Annotated in this window: 14 protein-coding genes; 2 read left to right on the plus strand and 12 right to left on the minus strand. The window is 65.5% G+C overall.

All coding sequences use genetic code 11. The annotated features are described in order from the left end of the window. Window positions 1–3 precede the first annotated feature (3 nt). From ACYVG8_RS18190 to ACYVG8_RS18235, 10 genes are all read right to left on the minus strand, one after another. A complete protein-coding gene (locus tag ACYVG8_RS18190) occupies window positions 4–1,332 on the minus strand; it encodes an aspartate aminotransferase family protein (RefSeq protein ID WP_028498202.1) in 1,329 nt (442 codons plus the stop codon). A gap of 108 nt (window positions 1,333–1,440) precedes the next feature. Further along, entirely contained in the window at window positions 1,441–2,493 is a 1,053-nt protein-coding gene (locus tag ACYVG8_RS18195; RefSeq protein WP_460746501.1) for a C45 family autoproteolytic acyltransferase/hydolase, read from the minus strand. Then, entirely contained in the window at window positions 2,490–3,212 is a 723-nt protein-coding gene (gene glnQ / locus ACYVG8_RS18200; RefSeq protein ID WP_107890252.1) for a glutamine ABC transporter ATP-binding protein GlnQ, read from the minus strand. The genes ACYVG8_RS18195 and glnQ overlap by 4 nt, the downstream gene beginning before the upstream one ends. A 2-nt stretch (window positions 3,213–3,214) precedes the next feature. Beyond that, window positions 3,215–3,871: a glutamine ABC transporter permease GlnP gene (gene glnP / locus ACYVG8_RS18205; protein ID WP_028498205.1), complete on the minus strand. Its 657-nt coding sequence runs from the start codon at window positions 3,869–3,871 to the stop codon at window positions 3,215–3,217. A 189-nt stretch (window positions 3,872–4,060) separates the two neighbouring features. Continuing rightward, the gene (gene glnH, locus ACYVG8_RS18210; RefSeq protein ID WP_028498206.1) at window positions 4,061–4,813 is read right to left on the minus strand and encodes a glutamine ABC transporter substrate-binding protein GlnH; all 753 of its coding nucleotides are present in this window, start codon (window positions 4,811–4,813) and stop codon (window positions 4,061–4,063) included. A gap of 139 nt (window positions 4,814–4,952) precedes the next feature. Then, complete coding sequence (locus ACYVG8_RS18215; protein WP_112692212.1) at window positions 4,953–5,885, minus strand: MurR/RpiR family transcriptional regulator; 933 nt, start codon at window positions 5,883–5,885, stop codon at window positions 4,953–4,955. A 79-nt stretch (window positions 5,886–5,964) separates the two neighbouring features. After that, window positions 5,965–6,882, minus strand: coding sequence for a hydroxymethylglutaryl-CoA lyase (locus ACYVG8_RS18220; RefSeq protein WP_028498207.1), 918 nt, complete (start codon window positions 6,880–6,882; stop codon window positions 5,965–5,967). A gap of 28 nt (window positions 6,883–6,910) precedes the next feature. Continuing rightward, complete coding sequence (locus tag ACYVG8_RS18225) at window positions 6,911–8,872, minus strand: acetyl/propionyl/methylcrotonyl-CoA carboxylase subunit alpha (RefSeq protein WP_028498208.1); 1,962 nt, start codon at window positions 8,870–8,872, stop codon at window positions 6,911–6,913. A gap of 28 nt (window positions 8,873–8,900) precedes the next feature. Further along, the gene (locus tag ACYVG8_RS18230) at window positions 8,901–10,499 is read right to left on the minus strand and encodes a carboxyl transferase domain-containing protein (RefSeq protein ID WP_460746504.1); all 1,599 of its coding nucleotides are present in this window, start codon (window positions 10,497–10,499) and stop codon (window positions 8,901–8,903) included. A gap of 13 nt (window positions 10,500–10,512) precedes the next feature. Then, window positions 10,513–11,688 carry an isovaleryl-CoA dehydrogenase gene (locus tag ACYVG8_RS18235; protein ID WP_107888532.1) on the minus strand — a complete coding sequence of 392 codons (1,176 nt, stop codon included), beginning with the start codon at window positions 11,686–11,688 and terminating at the stop codon, window positions 10,513–10,515. 240 nt (window positions 11,689–11,928) lie between these two features. Between ACYVG8_RS18235 and ACYVG8_RS18240 the strand changes: the two genes are divergently transcribed. Further along, the gene (locus tag ACYVG8_RS18240) at window positions 11,929–13,605 is read left to right on the plus strand and encodes an AMP-binding protein (protein WP_028498211.1); all 1,677 of its coding nucleotides are present in this window, start codon (window positions 11,929–11,931) and stop codon (window positions 13,603–13,605) included. A 33-nt stretch (window positions 13,606–13,638) separates the two neighbouring features. Here ACYVG8_RS18240 and ACYVG8_RS18245 read toward each other — a convergent pair whose 3' ends face one another. Further along, entirely contained in the window at window positions 13,639–14,127 is a 489-nt protein-coding gene (locus ACYVG8_RS18245; RefSeq protein ID WP_028498212.1) for a winged helix-turn-helix transcriptional regulator, read from the minus strand. Between the two features lie 162 nt (window positions 14,128–14,289). On the opposite strand from ACYVG8_RS18245, the gene ACYVG8_RS18250 reads away from it, so the two are divergent. Further along, complete coding sequence (locus ACYVG8_RS18250; protein ID WP_028498213.1) at window positions 14,290–15,600, plus strand: D-amino acid dehydrogenase; 1,311 nt, start codon at window positions 14,290–14,292, stop codon at window positions 15,598–15,600. Here the strand turns inward: ACYVG8_RS18250 and ACYVG8_RS18255 are convergent. Continuing rightward, entirely contained in the window at window positions 15,572–16,636 is a 1,065-nt protein-coding gene (locus tag ACYVG8_RS18255) for an extracellular catalytic domain type 2 short-chain-length polyhydroxyalkanoate depolymerase (protein WP_051528662.1), read from the minus strand. The two genes, ACYVG8_RS18250 and ACYVG8_RS18255, sit on opposite strands and share 29 nt — an antisense overlap. Between the last annotated feature and the right edge of the window lie 57 nt (window positions 16,637–16,693).

Raw genomic sequence — 16,693 nt, forward strand, 5'->3', positions numbered from 1 at the left:
GGCTCAGCTTTCGGCGATAGCGGCATCGATGGCGTCGCCAAGCAGGGCGACGATCAGCTCGATGTCTGCTTCGGTGCAGATGAAGGGCGGCGCCAGCAGCACATGGTCGCCACGCTGGCCGTCGACCGTGCCGCCCATCGGGTAGCACAGCAGGCCGCGCTGCATCGCCAGTTGCTTGATCCGGGCATGCAGCCGGCGCGACGGCGCGAACGGCTCCTTGCTGTGACGGTCGGCCACCAGCTCGACACCGACGAACAGGCCGCGGCCGCGGATATCGCCGACGTGCGGATGGTCGGCGAAGCGGGCGCGCAGGCTGGCGCGCAACTGCTCGCCACGGGCGCGGACATTGTCGAGCAGGTGATCGTCGGCGATGACCTGCTGCACTTCGAGCGCGGCGGCGCAGGCAATGGCATGGCCAATATAAGTGTGGCCATGCTGGAAGAAGCCGGAGCCCCCGACAATGGCGTCGTAGATCCGGCGGCTGGCCAGCATGGCGCCGATCGGCTGGTAGCCGGCGCCGAGGCCCTTGGCGATGCAGAGGATGTCCGGCGATACGCCGTCTTCCTCGCACGCATACAGGTAGCCGGTGCGGCCCATGCCGGACATGACTTCGTCGAGAATCAGCAGCACGCCGTACTTGTCGCACACGGCGCGGATTTTCTGCAGATAGCCACCGACCGGGGCCAGCGCCCCGGCGGTGGCGCCGACCACGGTCTCGGCCACGAAGGCGGCGACCTTGCCGGCACCGAGTTCGACAATGCGCGCTTCCAGTTCATCAGCAAGCCGTTGAGCATACTGCTCCGCGCTCTCGTCCTCGCGCTGGTCGCGGTACGGATAGCACGGTGACACATGGTGACCGGGTACCAGAATCGGCAGGAATGGTTCGCGCCGCCAGGCGTTGCCGCCGATGGCGAGGGCGCCGAGCGTATTGCCGTGGTAGCTCTGGCGCCGGGCGATAAAGTACTGGCGATCGGGCTCGCCGGTTTCGACAAAGTACTGGCGGGCGAGTTTCAGCGCCGCCTCGACCGCTTCCGAGCCGCCGGAGACGAAATAGGCCTGGTCCAGACCGGCCGGGGCGTGCTCGATCAGGCGGTCAGCCAGGGCCTCGGCCACTTCGGTGGTGAAGAACGAAGTGTGTGCATAGGCCAGCGTCTGTGCCTGCTGCTGGATCGCCTTGATGATGCGCGGATGGCCGTGACCGAGGCAGGACACGGCGGCGCCACCGGACGCATCCAGATAGCGGCGACCGGTGCTGTCGATCAGATAGATGCCTTCGCCGCCGACGGCGGTCGGCAGCTGCTGGCGTGGATTGCGGTGAAAAATGTGGGACATGATGCGGCTCCGGGGTGGGGCGGTTTGCATTTGCTCCGGGCGCACGTTCCCCGTTGCGGCCGGAAAGGCCGCGACAGGAGGGCTGCGGGGAGCGAGCGGGGCCGGAAACTAGCGGCTGGGCGCGATTTCCAGGGTATGAGTCGGGGGCGCGGCGGCATTGCCGCCCTGGTGCACGTTCAGGACCACGCGATCGGATTCGAGCCGGAAGATCGCGCTGGCCAGTGTGTTCTCGTCGTCAGGGTCGGCCGGATCGTCGCGGAAGATCGGCAGGCCGTCCGCGGCGCGGTCGGTCAGGGCGGCGCAGATCTCTTCGCCACCCGCCTGGGCGGGGAACGCGGCGGTCAGGCTGTCGATGCGCACCTGGCGGTCGTGCGATGACTCGGTGATCACCTGCGGCTCGCTCTGCGCACCGGGATGGATACGGTGGTTCGCATGGCCGTAGACGCCGGATACCGGCTGGACCGAGCAGGCGCGCGGCGTGGCCTCGACACTGAACATGCGCGCGTCGCCGCACTGGCCCAGCGTATGGTGGAAGGCACCGGCGCGCGGCAGGCCGGACAACAGGTCGAGTGCCGCATCCAGCGTCGTGCAGTCCAGCACGGCGCGGCTCAGGAACTGGCGCGGCAGGCCGTCCAGCGTCTCGACCATGCGCAGATTGTTGATGGTCTGCACCAGGCCGGCGCGGTTGACCGCGAATGTGTGGCCGGGTACCGAGCCGGGGTAGCAGAAACTGACAAAGCCCGGGGCATCATCAAGATGCACGTCTGCGATAAAACAGTGACCCTGGACATACGGGTCACCGTCTTCGTTATGACCTATCCACTGCCGCCCGGGCCGGTTGATCGCTGCCGTGGTGCAGCCGTCCGGCGTGCGGCCGACCAGATCGCCACGGCAGTTCCACAGGAACAGGTCGTGCATCGGCATGGCAAGCCCTTCGGCCATGCCGGACAGCTCGTCCCAGACCTGCGGCAGGTGCCGCTGTGCAGCTACGGCCAGCCGGTCGAGTCGCGGGTGATCGCGCCAGGCCTGCAGTGCATGCCAGGTCCGGCTCTGGTCGAGACAGTCGCGCATGACCGGGCGGGCGAGTTCGCCCAGCACGCGGCCGACATGGCGCGGCGTGCCGTCAATGCGGACCAGGGGCAGGGAAGGAGGTAGTGTCATTTTACGTGCTGGAGGAAGTCGCGCAGCCGGGTGCTTTGCGGGTTGTCGATCAGCGAGGCGGGCAGACCGTCTTCGACGATATGGCCGCCTTCCATGAACAGCAGCCGGGTGCCGACGCGGCGCGCGAACTCGATCTCGTGCGTGACCACGACCATGGTCATGCCCTCGTCGGCCAGCGTCTGCATGACCTTCAGCACTTCCTGGCGCAACTCGGGATCCAGCGCCGAGGTCGGCTCGTCGAACAGCATCAGCTTGGGCCGGATTGCCAGTGCGCGGGCGATGGCCACGCGCTGCTGCTGGCCACCGGACAGCTCGTGCGGATAGTGGCCGGCACGCGGGCTCAGACCGACCTTGTCCAGCAGTGCCTCGGCCTGCGCGCGCGCCTCGCTGCGCGACGTGCCGCGTACCCGGATCGGGCCGAACATCACGTTTTCCAGCGCGGTCATCTGCGGAAACAGATTGAACTGCTGGAACACCATGCCGGCTTCCAGCCGGATGCGGTGGATGTCGGACTGCGAACCGCGAACGCTGAGCCCGTCGACGATCAGATCGCCGCCATTGATGGTTTCCAGCACATTGATACAGCGCAGCATGGTCGACTTGCCGGAGCCGGACGGGCCGATCACGACGACTTTCTCGCCCTGTTCGATCGACAGGTCGATGTCCTGCAGCACGACATTGTCGCCAAAGCACTTGGTGACCTTGCGAAACTCGATCATGCTCATAGGATGTGCATCCTCTTTTCCGTGATGCGCAGGATCAGGCTCAGCACACCGGTCATTACCAGATAGAACACTGCCACGGCGGACCAGATTTCAACCGCGCGGAAGTTGCCGGCCATGATTTCCTGCCCCTGACGGGTCAGCTCGCCGACGCCGATGACGATGAACAGCGAGGTGTCCTTCAGGCTGACGATGCACTGGTTGCCCAGCGGCGGAATCATGCGGCGGAACGCCAGCGGGCCGATGATGAAGATCAGCACGCGGTAGAACGGCATGCCCATGGCCAGCCCGGCTTCCTTCAGCCCGCGCGGGATCGACAGGAAGGCGCCGCGCACGATCTCGGCAATATAGGCGCCGGAATTGATGATGATGGCGGTCACGGCGGCGGTCACGCCGTCAATGCGGATATCGGCCACCAGCGGCAGTGCGAAGTAGATGAACATCACCTGGACGACGATAGGCGTGCCACGAATCAGTTCAATGTAGATCTGCGCCAGGGCGTTGAGCCACAGCGGGCCATAAGCGCGTGCCAGACCGGCCAGCAGGCCGACGGTAAAGCCGCCGGCAAGGCCGATCAGGGCGATGATGACAGTCAGCTTGGCGCCGTCGAACAGGCTCGGCAGCGCTTCGATGACCACGGACCATTGAAAGTCCATAACGGGTCCCCTTGATGCTTGTGTGTTTCCTTCCCGATGCCGAGGGTGGCGTCGGACGGGACGTTCCGGTGGATACGGTCGTCCCCGGCCGCTGCACAAGGCGGCGACCACTGTCTGGCACGATGGCCGGGGACGACATTGTCCGGGCGGATCAGGCCGTCAGGCGGCCTGATTTCCCGGTGGCAGGACTCAGGCCTTCGGTGCGGTGCCGAACCACTTCTTGTAGATGGCGTCGTAACGGCCATCAGCCTTGATCTTCTTCAGTGCGGCATTGACCTTCGGCACCAGCGGGGACCCCTTCGGGAAACCGATGCCGTAGAAGTCGCCACCCTTGACCGACTGGCCGACGACCCGGACCGCGCCCTTGCCGGCCGTGTTCACGTAGTAGAGCACGTTCGGCGTGTCGTGCACGGCGGCGTCGACGCGGCCGGTGCGCAGTTCGAGATAGGCGTTGTCGATGTTCGGGAACAGGCGCAGTTCCTTCGACTTCACGTTCGCCTTCAGGTAGTCGGCGGTGGCGGTGCCGGTCTTGGCGGCGATGATCTTGCCGTCCAGATCCTTCACCGTATTGATGGTCTTGTTGTTCGCACTGACCATGGCCAGCAGACCGCTCTCGTAGTACGGATCGGAGAAGTCGATGACTTTCTTGCGGTCTTCGCGAATGGTGATGCCGGCCAGGGCCACATCGATGTTACGGGTCTGCAGGCCAGGCACGATGCCGTTGAAGTCCATCGGCTGCAGCTTGTACTTGACACCGATGTCCTTGGCGATCTCGTTCCACAGGTCGATGTCGAAACCGACATATTTGTCACCCTGTTTGAATTCGAACGGCACGAACGCGGTGTCGCAGGCGACGACCAGTTCCTTTTCCGCTGCCTTGACCGGCACGGCAGCGACGAGGGCAAGGGCGGCACCGATAGCAAGCAATTGTCTGCGTAACATTGATAAATCTCCAAAGGCTCCAGGATGGAGACGCGCCGGGGAATCCGGCGTGTCGCGACTCAGGCGGTGTGCCACCTGTTTTGTTATGGTTTGCGGTCCGTGGACGGACCTGTTGTGTCGAATCCGAAGGGTGATCGTATCAGTCGCCGGCCTCGTCGGCATGCTTGTGTTCGAGACGACCTCCTCTGGGCGGCGCCGCGCGAACAAAAGCGCGGGCCCGCTTGAGCTGGGCATCGCTGGTGGCCAGCCGGTTGAAAGCCTCGGCGCCGGCCAGCCGGTACCAGCGCAGCAGCAGCGCATCGAGCATGGCCATTGGCGCCGCGAACGAGTGGAAGAACGACGGAATCTCGACCGGTGCGACCAGCAGCACGTCGGCCAGCTCATGACCGGGTGCGAGCGGGCTGTCGGTCAGGTAGATGATGCGGGCGCCCCGCTCGTGGGCACAGTACAGCCCTTCGACCACCGGTCGCGTGTACGGATCGAAGGTCATGGCCAGCACCACGTCCTCCGGCCCGACATGGCGCAGGCCGTCGTTCAGCGTATCGCCGATGCCGTAGATGGGTACGATGCGGTCATCGAACAGCTGGGCGATATAACAGAAAGTATGAGCGAGGGCGACGCCGCTGCGCGCTGCAAACGGGTGAATTCGCCGGGCGCTGTGCAACAGGCGGGCTGCGGCATCGAGCTCGTCATCACCGCAGCGGGTGAACATCGATTGCAGATGGCCGAGCAGACTGCTGCCGATGCGTTCGCTGTCCGATGGCGTGCCGTTGCCGGGCGTGCCCAGCATGCCGACCCGCTGGCTGAAGCCGCCGGGCTGGCGCAACTGGTTCGCACAGACACGCCGCAGGGCGGCAAAGCTGTCGAAATCGAGTGCGCGGGCCAGTCTGGAGAACGTGGCGATGGGCAGGCCGAAACGGCTTGCCAGTTCGCGCAGCGGCAGCAGCGCGAAATCCTCGACGTTCGGCTCGATCAGGGTTGCCGCCCGGGCCAGTTGTGGGGACAGGCCCGGCACTTTCTGTGCGAGCAGGATACAGAGTTGATCGAAGTCGATGGGGGCTTCTGCCGGCATGGGATTTTCTGCGAAATTTTTTTCAAGAGTAAGTTGATGAAAAAAATGGATCAAGTGTTTTGTTATTTTATTGTCAATGTCATTCCCTGACATCATAGGCTTGTGAAGCCAATACTGCCTTAGCAACCTTGCTGACGGGTGAACGTCCCAGGCGTTCGCAGATAAAAACCGCCGTTTCGACCAGCGATACCAGATCGACGCCGGTGTCGACGCCCAGTCCGGCGAACAGGTGGACCAGATCCTCGGTAGCCACGTTGCCGCTGGCGCCGCGTGCATACGGGCAGCCGCCAAGGCCACCGACCGAAGCATCGAAAGTGGCCACGCCTTCGCGCCATGCCGCGTAGACGTTGGCCGCCGCCATGCCCCAGGTGTCGTGAAAATGGCCAGCCAGCCGCTCCATCGGCACCCGTGCCGCCACCGTGCCGATCAGTCGCCGCGTTGCTTCCGGCGTGCCGCGGCCGATGGTGTCGCCGAGCGAGATCTGTTCGCAGCCCATGTCGGACAGTCTGGCGGCGACATCGGCCACGGCTTCGGGGGCAACCTCGCCCTGATAAGGACAACCGAGTACACAGCTGACATAACCGCGAACGCGGACCCCGGCAGCGAGGGCGGCTTCGACCACCGGCTGGAAGCGCTCAAGGCTTTCCGCGATCGAACAATTGATGTTCCGGCGCGAGAACGCCTCGCTGGCGGCGGCAAACACCGCGATGTCGCGCACGCCGGCAGCGCGGGCGGCTTCGAATCCGTGCAGGTTCGGCGTCAGCACCGGATAGCGGACCGGACCGTCGAAATCCAGCGCGGCCAGCACCTCGGCGGTGTCTGCCATCTGCGGTACCCAGCGCGGCGACACGAAACTGCCGGCCTCGATGAGGGTCAGGCCAGTGGCCGCCAGGCGGCGGATCAGTTCGATCTTGTCGGCGGTACTGACCGGCGCGGCCTCGTTCTGCAAGCCGTCGCGCGGGCCGACCTCGACCAGGGTGACACGGGAAGGGGGCATCGGATTCTCCTTGGCTGGGCAGGGTGCGTCAGGCGGCGACGAAGTCGAGCAGGTCCGCGCCTTCGCCGACCTGTTCGCCGGCGGCAAAATAGAACTCGGACACGCTGCCGCTGCTCGGCGCGGTGATGGTGTGTTCCATCTTCATCGCTTCGAGAATCATCAGCGGCGCGCCTTTCTCGACCGGTCGGCCGGTTTTGGCCAGCACGGCGACCACGCGGCCGGGCATCGGAGCCCGCAAGTGGCTCTCGGTCTGCGTGTCATCGGCAATGACCGCCAGCGGATCGACCCGCCGCAGTGCCTGCCTGCCCTGTGGTCCGTACACGATGTACTGCTCGCCGTCGCGGATCAGCGTGACCGGCACCCGGTGGCCATCGATGTGCAGTACCCGCTGTTCGCCTTCTCCGGCCAGCATGCCGCAGTGGGGGATATCGTCCAGCGTCAGCCGGGCACCGTCATTGTCATGGCGGACATGCACCGCGTGCTCGCGGCCATCGGCGGTGACGAAGCGCAGCGTGCGCTGGCCGGGCTGGTTCAGGCGCCAGTCGGGCCGGACCTTCCAGGCGTCCTGACTGGAGCCGGGCTGGCATTCGGCCAGTGCGGCAGCCAGCAGCGCCACGTCGGCCGCGGGCGTGGTGGAAGGGAACAGGGCATCGTGATGGCGCTCGATCAGTCCGGTGTCCAGGTCGGCCCCGGCAAAGGCCGGGTGCGTGATCAGCCGGCGCAGGAAGTCGATATTGGTGGCGACACCGACCACCCGCCAGTCGGCCAGTGCCCGATCGAGCCGGGCCAGCGCGGCATCGCGGTCTTCCGCCCAGACGATCAGCTTGGCGATCATCGGGTCATAGAACGGGGTGATGCTGTCACCCTCGGCCACGCCGCTGTCGATGCGTACCCCGGTGCCGGCCTGCGGCGGACTCAGCCGCCGCAACTGGCCGGTGGCGGGCAGGAAGCCGCGTTCCGGGTCTTCCGCATACACCCGTGCCTCGATCGCATGGCCATGCAGCGTCAGCGCCGATTGTGCGCAGGGCAGCGGCTCGCCGGCCGCGACCCGCAACTGCCACTCGACCAGGTCCAGCCCGGTGATCATCTCGGTGACCGGATGTTCGACCTGCAACCGGGTGTTCATTTCCATGAAGTGGAAGCGGCCATCCGGTTCGACGATGAATTCGACGGTGCCGGCGCCGACATAGCCGACGGCGCGCGCCGCATTGCAGGCGGCTTCGCCCATTTCGCGACGGCGCTCGTCGCTCATGCCGGGTGCCGGCGCTTCTTCCAGTACTTTCTGGTGGCGGCGCTGTACCGAGCAGTCGCGCTCGAACAGGTGGACGCAGTGGCCGTGGCTGTCGGCGAATATCTGCATTTCGATATGGCGCGGGCGCTGCAGATAGCGCTCGATCAGGACGCGATCATCGCCGAAGCTGGCCGCCGCCTCGCGCCGGCACGAGGCCAGCGCGTCGTCGAATTCCGCCGACGTGCCGACAATGCGCATGCCCTTGCCGCCGCCGCCGGCCGAGGCCTTGATCAGCACCGGGTAGCCGATGTCGTCGGCGCGGGCGTGCAGGGTGGCGCTGTCCTGGGCGTCGCCATGGTAGCCGGGCACCAGCGGCACGCCGGCTGCTTCCATCAGGCGCTTGGCGGCCGACTTGCTGCCCATGGCCGCGATGGCCTCGACCGGCGGGCCGATAAAGACGACACCGGCCTCGGCGCAGGCGGCGGCAAAGCCGGCGTTTTCCGACAGGAAGCCATAGCCCGGATGAATGGCCTGCGCGCCGCTGCGACGGGCGATGTCGAGGATCAGGTCGCCACGCAGGTAGCTGTCTGCTGCCGGGGCCGGCCCGAGTCGCCAGGCTTCGTCAGCGTCGCGCACGAACTGCGCGTCGCGGTCGGCGTCGGAGTGCACGGCCACGGTACGGATGCCGAGCCGCTTGCAGGTGCGGATGACGCGACACGCGATTTCGCCACGGTTGGCGATCAGGATCTTGCTGAACATGAAAATTCTCCAGAGCGCGTGCTTGCGCTTACAGGCGGAAGACGCCGAAGCGGGTGGTCTCGACCGGGGCGCTGAGCGAGGCCGACAGCGCCAGGGCCAGCACCTCGCGGGTCTGGGCCGGGTCGATGACGCCGTCGTCCCACAAGCGGGCGCTCGCATAGTACGGATGGCCCTGGCGTTCGTACTGCTCGCGCACCGGCGCCTTCAGGCGCTCATCGTCGTCGTCGCTCCAGTCCTCGCCTTTCTGCTCGCGCTTGACCGTGGCCAGCACGCCGGCCGCCTGTTCGCCGCCCATGACCGAAATGCGCGCGTTCGGCCACATCCACAGCAGGCGCGGGCCGAAGGCGCGGCCGCACATGCCGTAGTTGCCGGCGCCGAACGAGCCGCCGATCAGTACCGTGAACTTGGGCACCCGGGCGCAGGCGACTGCCGTGACCAGCTTGGCGCCATCCTTGGCGATGCCGCCGTGCTCGTACTTCTTGCCAACCATGAAGCCGGTGATGTTCTGCAGGAACAGCAGCGGAATGCCGCGCTGGCAGCACAGCTCGATAAAGTGGGCGCCTTTTTGTGCCGACTCGCTGAACAGGATGCCGTTGTTGGCGATGATGCCGATCGGCCAGCCGTCCAGCCGGGCGAAGCCGCAGACCAGCGTGCTGCCGTAGTTCTGCTTGAACGGATCGAATTCGCCGTCGTCGACCAGCCGGACGATGATTTCGCGCACATCGAACGGGGTCTTGCTGTCGGTCGGGATGACGCCGTACAGCTCGGCGGGATCGTGGCGCGGCGGGCGTGGCGTGGCGCGGGCCAGCTCGCCCTGCTTGCGCCAGTTCAGGTTGGCGACGCAGCGACGGGCAATGGCCAGGGCATGGGCGTCATTCTGCGCCAGATGGTCGGCCACGCCGCTGATGCGGGTATGGACATCGGCGCCACCCAGTTCCTCTGCGCTGACCACCTCGCCGGTGGCCGCGCGCACCAGTGGCGGCCCGCCGAGAAAAATGGTGCCCTGGTGGGCGACGATGATCGACTCGTCGGCCATGGCCGGCACGTAAGCGCCGCCGGCGGTGCACGAGCCCATCACCACCGCAATCTGCGGGATGCCGGCGGCACTGAGCGTGGCCTGGTTGTAGAAAATGCGGCCGAAGTGGTCGCGGTCGGGAAACACCTCGTCCTGCAGCGGCAGAAAGGCGCCGCCGGAGTCGACCAGATAGAGGCACGGCAGGCGGTTCTCGCGGGCGATGTCCTGGGCCCGCAGGTGCTTCTTGACTGTCATCGGGTAGTAGGTGCCGCCCTTGACCGTGGCGTCGTTGGCGACAATGACGCATTCGGTGCCGTGGATGACGCCGATGCCGGTAATCAGGCCGGCGCCCGGCGCGTCGTCACCGTACATGCCGAAGGCAGCCAGTTGCGACAGTTCGAGAAAGGCGCTGCCGGGATCGATCAGCAGGTCGATGCGTTCGCGCGGCAGCAGCTTGCCGCGCGCCACGTGCTTCTGCCGTGCGGCGTCGCCGCCGCCAAGCGCATTGACCGCCACGCGGGCACGCAGGTCGTCGACCAGCTCGCGCATGCGGCTGGCGTTGCGCAGGAAATCGGCGGCGCGCGGATTGAGCGAGGATTCGATGATCGGCATGGTCCGCTGTCCTTTACTGGCGCTGGTCGGCCATCAGTTCGCGACCGATCAGCCAGCGGCGGATTTCGCTGGTGCCGGCGCCGATTTCATACAGCTTGGCATCGCGCAGCAGGCGCCCGGTCGGGTAGTCATTGATATAGCCGTTGCCGCCGAGGCACTGGATGGCATCGAGCGCCATCTGCGTCGCCCGCTCGGCCGCATACAGGATGGCGCCGGCGGCATCCTTGCGTACCCGGCGGCCGGCATGGCCGGCATCGAGCGCGCGGCCGACGGCGTACACATAGCTGCGGCTGGCCGACAGCGTCACGTACATGTCGGCCAGTTTGCCCTGCATCAGCTGGAAGTCGCCGATGGCCTGGCCGAACTGGCGTCGCTCGGCCAGATACGGTTCCACCACATCGAGGCAGGCCTGCATGATGCCGAGCGGCCCGGCGGCCAGCACCGCGCGTTCGTAGTCGAGCCCGCTCATCAGCACATTGACGCCGCCGCCAATCTCGCCCAGCACGTTCTCGACCGGCACTTCCACGTCATCGAAGAAAATCGGATAGGTGTTCGAGCCGCGCATGCCGAGTTTGTCGAGCTTGTTGCCGGCACTGAAGCCCTTGAACCCCTTCTCCACCACGAAGGCGGTAATGCCGCGCGGGCCGGCGTCGGGGTCGGTGCGCGCATAGACCACCAGCACGTCGGCATCGCCGCCATTGGTGATCCACATCTTGCTGCCGTTGAGCACGAAGCGGTCGCCGCGGCGCTCTGCGCGCAGCTTCATGCCGACCACGTCACTGCCGGCGTTCGGTTCGCTCATCGCCAGTGCGCCGACATGCTCGCCGCTGAGCAGGCGCGGCAGGAAGCGGTGTTTCTGTTCGTCATTGCCGTTGCGGTGGATCTGGTTCACGCACAGATTCGAGTGGGCGCCATATGACAGCCCGACCGACGCGCTGGCGCGGCTGATTTCTTCCAGTGCCACCATGTGCGCCAGATAGCCGAGGCCGGCGCCGCCATGTTCTTCGTCGACGGTGACGCCGAGCAGGCCGAGATCGCCGAAACGGCGCCACAGTTCGGCCGGGAACAGATTGTCGCGGTCGATGTCGGCCGCACGCGGGGCAATCTCCTTGTCGGCAAAGGCGCGCACGCTGTCGCGCAGCAGGTCGAGGTCTTGTCCGAGCAGGTCGGGCAGTCGGTTCAGGCTCATCGGGGTCTCCTTGGGGGGGGCGGCTTCGTGGTGTGCAGAATATGAATTACGCTTACGTTAACGTCAAGTGCGTGGCGCTATCGAAATCCGATTGCAATTCGTCATGCTTGTGGCTTGACTTTAGTTTACGTTAACGTAATGGTTAATTCAGCCGGGCGGCCATCGATATACTGACCAGACAGGCGGAAAGCCGCGGTCAGGGACGCCCGTTTCACTCACCGATGGAGGAGACGCCATCCGATGCCGCACCCCAGTTATGTCCATGGCGCCAGCGCCATTCCGCTGATCGGCTTGCCGATCGGCCGCTATTTTGCCGACGCCTGCCGCCGCTACGCCGACCGGCCGGCCCTGATCGTGCCCTATCAGCACGTGCGCTGGACGTATGCCGAGCTGGCCGAACAGGTCGACCGGCTGGCCTGCTCGCTGATCCGGCTCGGGCTGCAGCCGGGCGAGCGGGTCGGCATCTGGTCGCAGAACAACAGCGAGTGGGTGCTGGCGCAGTTCGCCACCGCGCGTGCCGGGCTGGTGCTGGTCAATATCAACCCGGCCTATCGCCGTGCCGAGCTGGAGTACGCGCTGAACAAGGTCGGCTGCGCGGCGCTGATCGTGTCGCCGGGCTTCAAGAGCAGCGACTATCTGGACATGCTGTACGACCTGGCGCCGGAGTGGAAGAACGGCACCCCGGGGCGGCTGTCGTCGGCGCGGCTGCCGAGCGTGCGGCTGGTGATCCGGCTCGGCGACAGCACCAGCCGCGGCATGCTGAATTTCTCCGCGCTGCTGACCGGGCCGGCAGATGGCGAGCGCGAGGCTCTGGAGACGCTGAACGAGCGGATCCAGTTCGACGACCCGGTCAATATCCAGTTCACATCCGGTACCACCGGCAGCCCGAAAGGGGCGACGCTGTCGCATCACAATATCCTCAACAACGGGTTTTTCGTTGCCGAGGCCATGCGACTGACGGCGGATGACCGGCTGTGCATCCCGGTGCCGCTGTACCACTGCTTCGGCATGGTGCTTGGCAACCTGGCCTGCCTGACCCATGGCGCGGCGATGGTGTATCCGTCCGAAGGATTTGATCCGCTGGCCGTGCTGGAAACGGTCGAGCGCGAACGCTGCACGGCGCTGCATGGCGTGCCGACCATGTTTATCGGCATCCTCGATCATCCCGAATTCGACGAGTACGACCTGGCCAGCCTGCGTACCGGCATCATGGCCGGCAGTCCGTGCCCGACCGAAGTCATGCGGCGGGTGGTCGACGACATGCACATGCGCGAGGTCACCATTGTCTACGGCATGACCGAAACCAGCCCGGGCAGCTTCCAGAGCCAGACCGATACCCCGGAGGCGCGACGCGTGTCCACGGTCGGACTGGTGCATCCGCATGTCGAAGTGAAGATCGTCGATGGTGACGGCGGCATCGTGCCGCGCGGCGAAACCGGCGAGCTGCTGACGCGCGGCTATTCGGTCATGCTCGGCTACTGGGGCGACGAGGCGAAGACGCGCGAGGCGATCGATGTCGCCGGCTGGATGCATACCGGTGACCTGGCAGTGATCGACGACGAGGGCTACTGCACCATCGTCGGCCGGGTCAAGGACATGGTGATCCGGGGCGGCGAGAACATCTATCCGCGCGAGATCGAGGAGTTTCTCTACCGCCATCCGGCGGTGCAGGATGTGCAGGTGATCGGCGTGCCGGATGCGCGGCTGGGCGAGGAGCTGTGCGCCTGGATCAAGCTGCGGCCGGCGCAGACGATCAGCGAGGACGATATCCGCGACTTCTGCCGCGGCCAGATCGCCCACTACAAGATCCCGCGCTATATCGAATTCGTCGACAGCTTTCCGATGACCATCACCGGCAAGATCCAGAAATACATGATGCGCGACGCGATGAAGGAAAAGCTCGGCCTCGACGGCTGAGTCGCGCGCCAGACGCCGGCGCCGCCGGTCCGGTCAGCCATCGATCGGCAGCGCCAGCGTTTCCTTCACTTCTTCCATTACCACATAGCTGCGCGATTCGTTCGCACACGGCAGCTTCAGCAGGATGTCGCCGAGCAGGGAACGGTACAGCGACATGTCGGGAATCCGCGCCTTGATCAGATAGTCGAAGTCGCCCGAGACCAGGTGGCAGTCGAGTACATGCGGCAGCGTGACCACCTCGCGCCGGAACGCCTCGAAAATCTCTCCCGATTTGGTCGACAGCCGGATCTCGACGAACACCAGCAGCGGCAGGCCGAGCGCCTTCGGATTGACCCGCGCCGCGTAGCCCTCGATGACCCCTTCCTTCTCCAGTCTGCGCACCCGTTCGGTACAGGGCGTGGTGGTCAGACCGACCCGTTCGGCCAGCTCGGTCATGGCGATGCGACCATCGCGCTGCAGCACGTCAAGAATGCGCCGGTCCATGCGATCAAGCTCTTTGACGCCCTGATAGCGAGTTCTCATGATAAGTCCTGAAAATTTCCAATTGAGCCTGCAACTACTATAGCCAATTCGCGTAGAACGGTGAAAATACCTGCAAGGTGGCCAATATACTATAGGAAATCACTGCCGATTCCGGCAGGGTTATACAAGAACATATTCTGCACAAGCATAGAGGGCAGCAAGATGAAAGTCGTCGTTCTCGGCGGGGGCGTTATCGGGATTTCCACCGCGTATTATCTGGCACGCAGCGGCTGTGACGTGACCGTGGTCGAACGCGAGTCCGGCCCGGCGCTGGAAACCAGCTTCGGCAACGCAGGACAGATCTCCCCGGGATATTCGGCCCCGTGGGCGGCGCCCGGCATCCCGCTGAAAGCGGCCAAGTGGCTGTTCCAGCAGCATGCGCCGCTGGCCATCCGCCCGGACGGCACGCTGGCCCAGCTCAAGTGGATGAAGCAGATGCTGGTCAACTGCACCTCGGCGCGCTATGCGGTCAACAAGGCGCGCATGATGCGGCTGGCCGAATATAGCCGTGATTGTATCAAGGCGCTGCGGGAAGACACCGGTATTCACTACGAAGGTCGCCAGCTCGGCACGCTGCAGGTGTTCCGCACCCAGCAGCAGGTCGATGCGATGCAGAAGGATATTGCCGTGCTGGAAGAGTGCGGCGTGCCGTACAAGGTCTATGACCGCGACGGCATTGCCGCCGTCGAACCGGCGCTGGCACGGGTCAAGGACAAGCTGGTCGCCGCGCTGCAACTGCCGAACGACGAAACCGGTGACTGCAATCTGTTCACCATCGAGCTGGCCCGTCTGGCGGCCGAGCTCGGTGTCAACTTCCGCTGGAACACCCCGGTCGACAGCCTGCTGACCGACGGCAAGCGCATCCGCGGCGTGAAATCGGGCAGCGAGGTGATCGAGGGCGACCATTACGTCGTCGCCTTCGGCAGCTATTCGACTGCGTTCCTGAAGCCGCTGGGCATCGACATCCCGGTCTATCCGCTGAAAGGCTATTCGCTGACCGTTCCGATCACCAACCCGGACATGGCACCGATCTCGACCGTGATGGACGAAACCTACAAGATCGCCATCACCCGCTTCGACAACCGCATCCGCGTCGGCGGCATGGCCGAAATCGCCGGCTTCGACCTGAGCCTGAACCCGAAACGCCGCGCCACGCTGGAAATGTGTGTCGGCGACCTGTTTGCCGAGGGCGGCGACATTCCGGCCGCCACGTTCTGGACCGGCCTGCGGCCGATGACGCCGGACGGCACGCCGATCATCGGCGCGACCCGTTTCGCCAACCTGTCGCTGAACACCGGCCACGGTACGCTCGGCTGGACCATGAGCGCCGGCTCGGGCAAATTGCTCGCCGACCAGATTACCGGCCGCACGCCGGATATCTCGGCCGACGGGCTGTCGGTCGCCCGCTACGGCGCCCGCACTGTCGCGCCGGCGCGGTCCGGCGTCATGGCAAACCCGCACCCCGCTGTCTGATTGCGGCGGCGTCCGTTGCCGGCGACGGCAGCGGCGCCGATACCAGATGATCGGCCATCGCCTTGATGGCCGTTATCTGTGCGCCGCCCTTCCACGCGTAGTCCGCACCGCTATAGCCCCACCAGTCCCAGCAGCCGGACGGATTGACCATCGGCGTCGGGTCCACTTGCGGGTACAGAATCAGCAGATTGTTGCTGTCGGCCCAGCGGTTGTAGCCGGTGCGGGTGTAGAACAGATCCCCGATCGTCTTTGACGACTGCTTGCAGCCATGCAGCGCAATATGCACGCGGCAGGGTTCGCCCCGTTCGCAGGCACGCGGCACGTAGACATGGCCTTCGCTGGCCATCCGCGCCCGCCAGCTGGTGAACGGCTTCTGGTCGAAGGCGACCAGACGGCCGGCCGGGATGTCGGCCGATGGCGGTTTCAGCTCGGGATCGATCTGGGTGAGGATGGCGCCTGCCTGGTCATAGCCGTTGTCGTCCACCGCGCAGTGACTGATATAGGGCGTCTTGTTGGCATCGCACGCATTGCCGAAGGCGGGCGTGATCAGCGCATGGCCGGCCGGCAGCGTGCCCACATAGCGGCGCTGTGCGTCCGGCATGCCGGCCAGGCGCAGGAAGGCATCACCGGCTTCCACCGCCGCCGGCTGCACCACGCTGTCACTCGTGCCGCTGAACAGGTAGGCGCGGCGTTTGGCCAGATGGGACAGTGCATCGATCTGCCCCATCAGCTCGAAGGTTTCCGCCGAGGCGAGCAGCGCCGCCGGTGCCGGCGTCAGCCCGTTCATGCAACTGAGCGCGGTCGGCAGATTGCCCACCGCGCAATAGTACGGACCGCCGGCGACCACGCCGGCGCCCTTGACCGAAGCCGAGTTGGCGACCAGGTACTGGAAAGCCATGAAGGCGCCGGACGACAGTCCGGATACCGAAGACTGCGCCGCATCGCCATTGAAGGCCGGCAGCGGCTGAGCGGCAAAGGCGACGGGGGTCAGGGTGACAAGCAGGGTGGTCAGCAGCAGGTGGCGATGTCGTGACATGCACTTTTCTCCGTAAGATTTCAGGCTACCCCTTACAGATAGCCTGAAACCCGCCTG

It is taken from the genome of Microvirgula curvata (assembly GCF_054781615.1).

What these genes read in the sequence shown, in the direction of transcription:
- ACYVG8_RS18190 (WP_028498202.1), bottom strand. Translation starts at nt 1,332, where the DNA reads ATGTCCCACATTTTTCACCGCAATCCACGCCAGCAGCTGCCGACCGCC.
- ACYVG8_RS18195 (WP_460746501.1), bottom strand. Translation starts at nt 2,493, where the DNA reads ATGACACTACCTCCTTCCCTGCCCCTGGTCCGCATTGACGGCACGCCG.
- glnQ (WP_107890252.1), bottom strand. Translation starts at nt 3,212, where the DNA reads ATGATCGAGTTTCGCAAGGTCACCAAGTGCTTTGGCGACAATGTCGTG.
- glnP (WP_028498205.1), bottom strand. Translation starts at nt 3,871, where the DNA reads ATGGACTTTCAATGGTCCGTGGTCATCGAAGCGCTGCCGAGCCTGTTC.
- glnH (WP_028498206.1), bottom strand. Translation starts at nt 4,813, where the DNA reads ATGTTACGCAGACAATTGCTTGCTATCGGTGCCGCCCTTGCCCTCGTC.
- ACYVG8_RS18215 (WP_112692212.1), bottom strand. Translation starts at nt 5,885, where the DNA reads ATGCCGGCAGAAGCCCCCATCGACTTCGATCAACTCTGTATCCTGCTC.
- ACYVG8_RS18220 (WP_028498207.1), bottom strand. Translation starts at nt 6,882, where the DNA reads ATGCCCCCTTCCCGTGTCACCCTGGTCGAGGTCGGCCCGCGCGACGGC.
- ACYVG8_RS18225 (WP_028498208.1), bottom strand. Translation starts at nt 8,872, where the DNA reads ATGTTCAGCAAGATCCTGATCGCCAACCGTGGCGAAATCGCGTGTCGC.
- ACYVG8_RS18230 (WP_460746504.1), bottom strand. Translation starts at nt 10,499, where the DNA reads ATGCCGATCATCGAATCCTCGCTCAATCCGCGCGCCGCCGATTTCCTG.
- ACYVG8_RS18235 (WP_107888532.1), bottom strand. Translation starts at nt 11,688, where the DNA reads ATGAGCCTGAACCGACTGCCCGACCTGCTCGGACAAGACCTCGACCTG.
- ACYVG8_RS18240 (WP_028498211.1), top strand. Translation starts at nt 11,929, where the DNA reads ATGCCGCACCCCAGTTATGTCCATGGCGCCAGCGCCATTCCGCTGATC.
- ACYVG8_RS18245 (WP_028498212.1), bottom strand. Translation starts at nt 14,127, where the DNA reads ATGAGAACTCGCTATCAGGGCGTCAAAGAGCTTGATCGCATGGACCGG.
- ACYVG8_RS18250 (WP_028498213.1), top strand. Translation starts at nt 14,290, where the DNA reads ATGAAAGTCGTCGTTCTCGGCGGGGGCGTTATCGGGATTTCCACCGCG.
- ACYVG8_RS18255 (WP_051528662.1), bottom strand. Translation starts at nt 16,636, where the DNA reads ATGTCACGACATCGCCACCTGCTGCTGACCACCCTGCTTGTCACCCTG.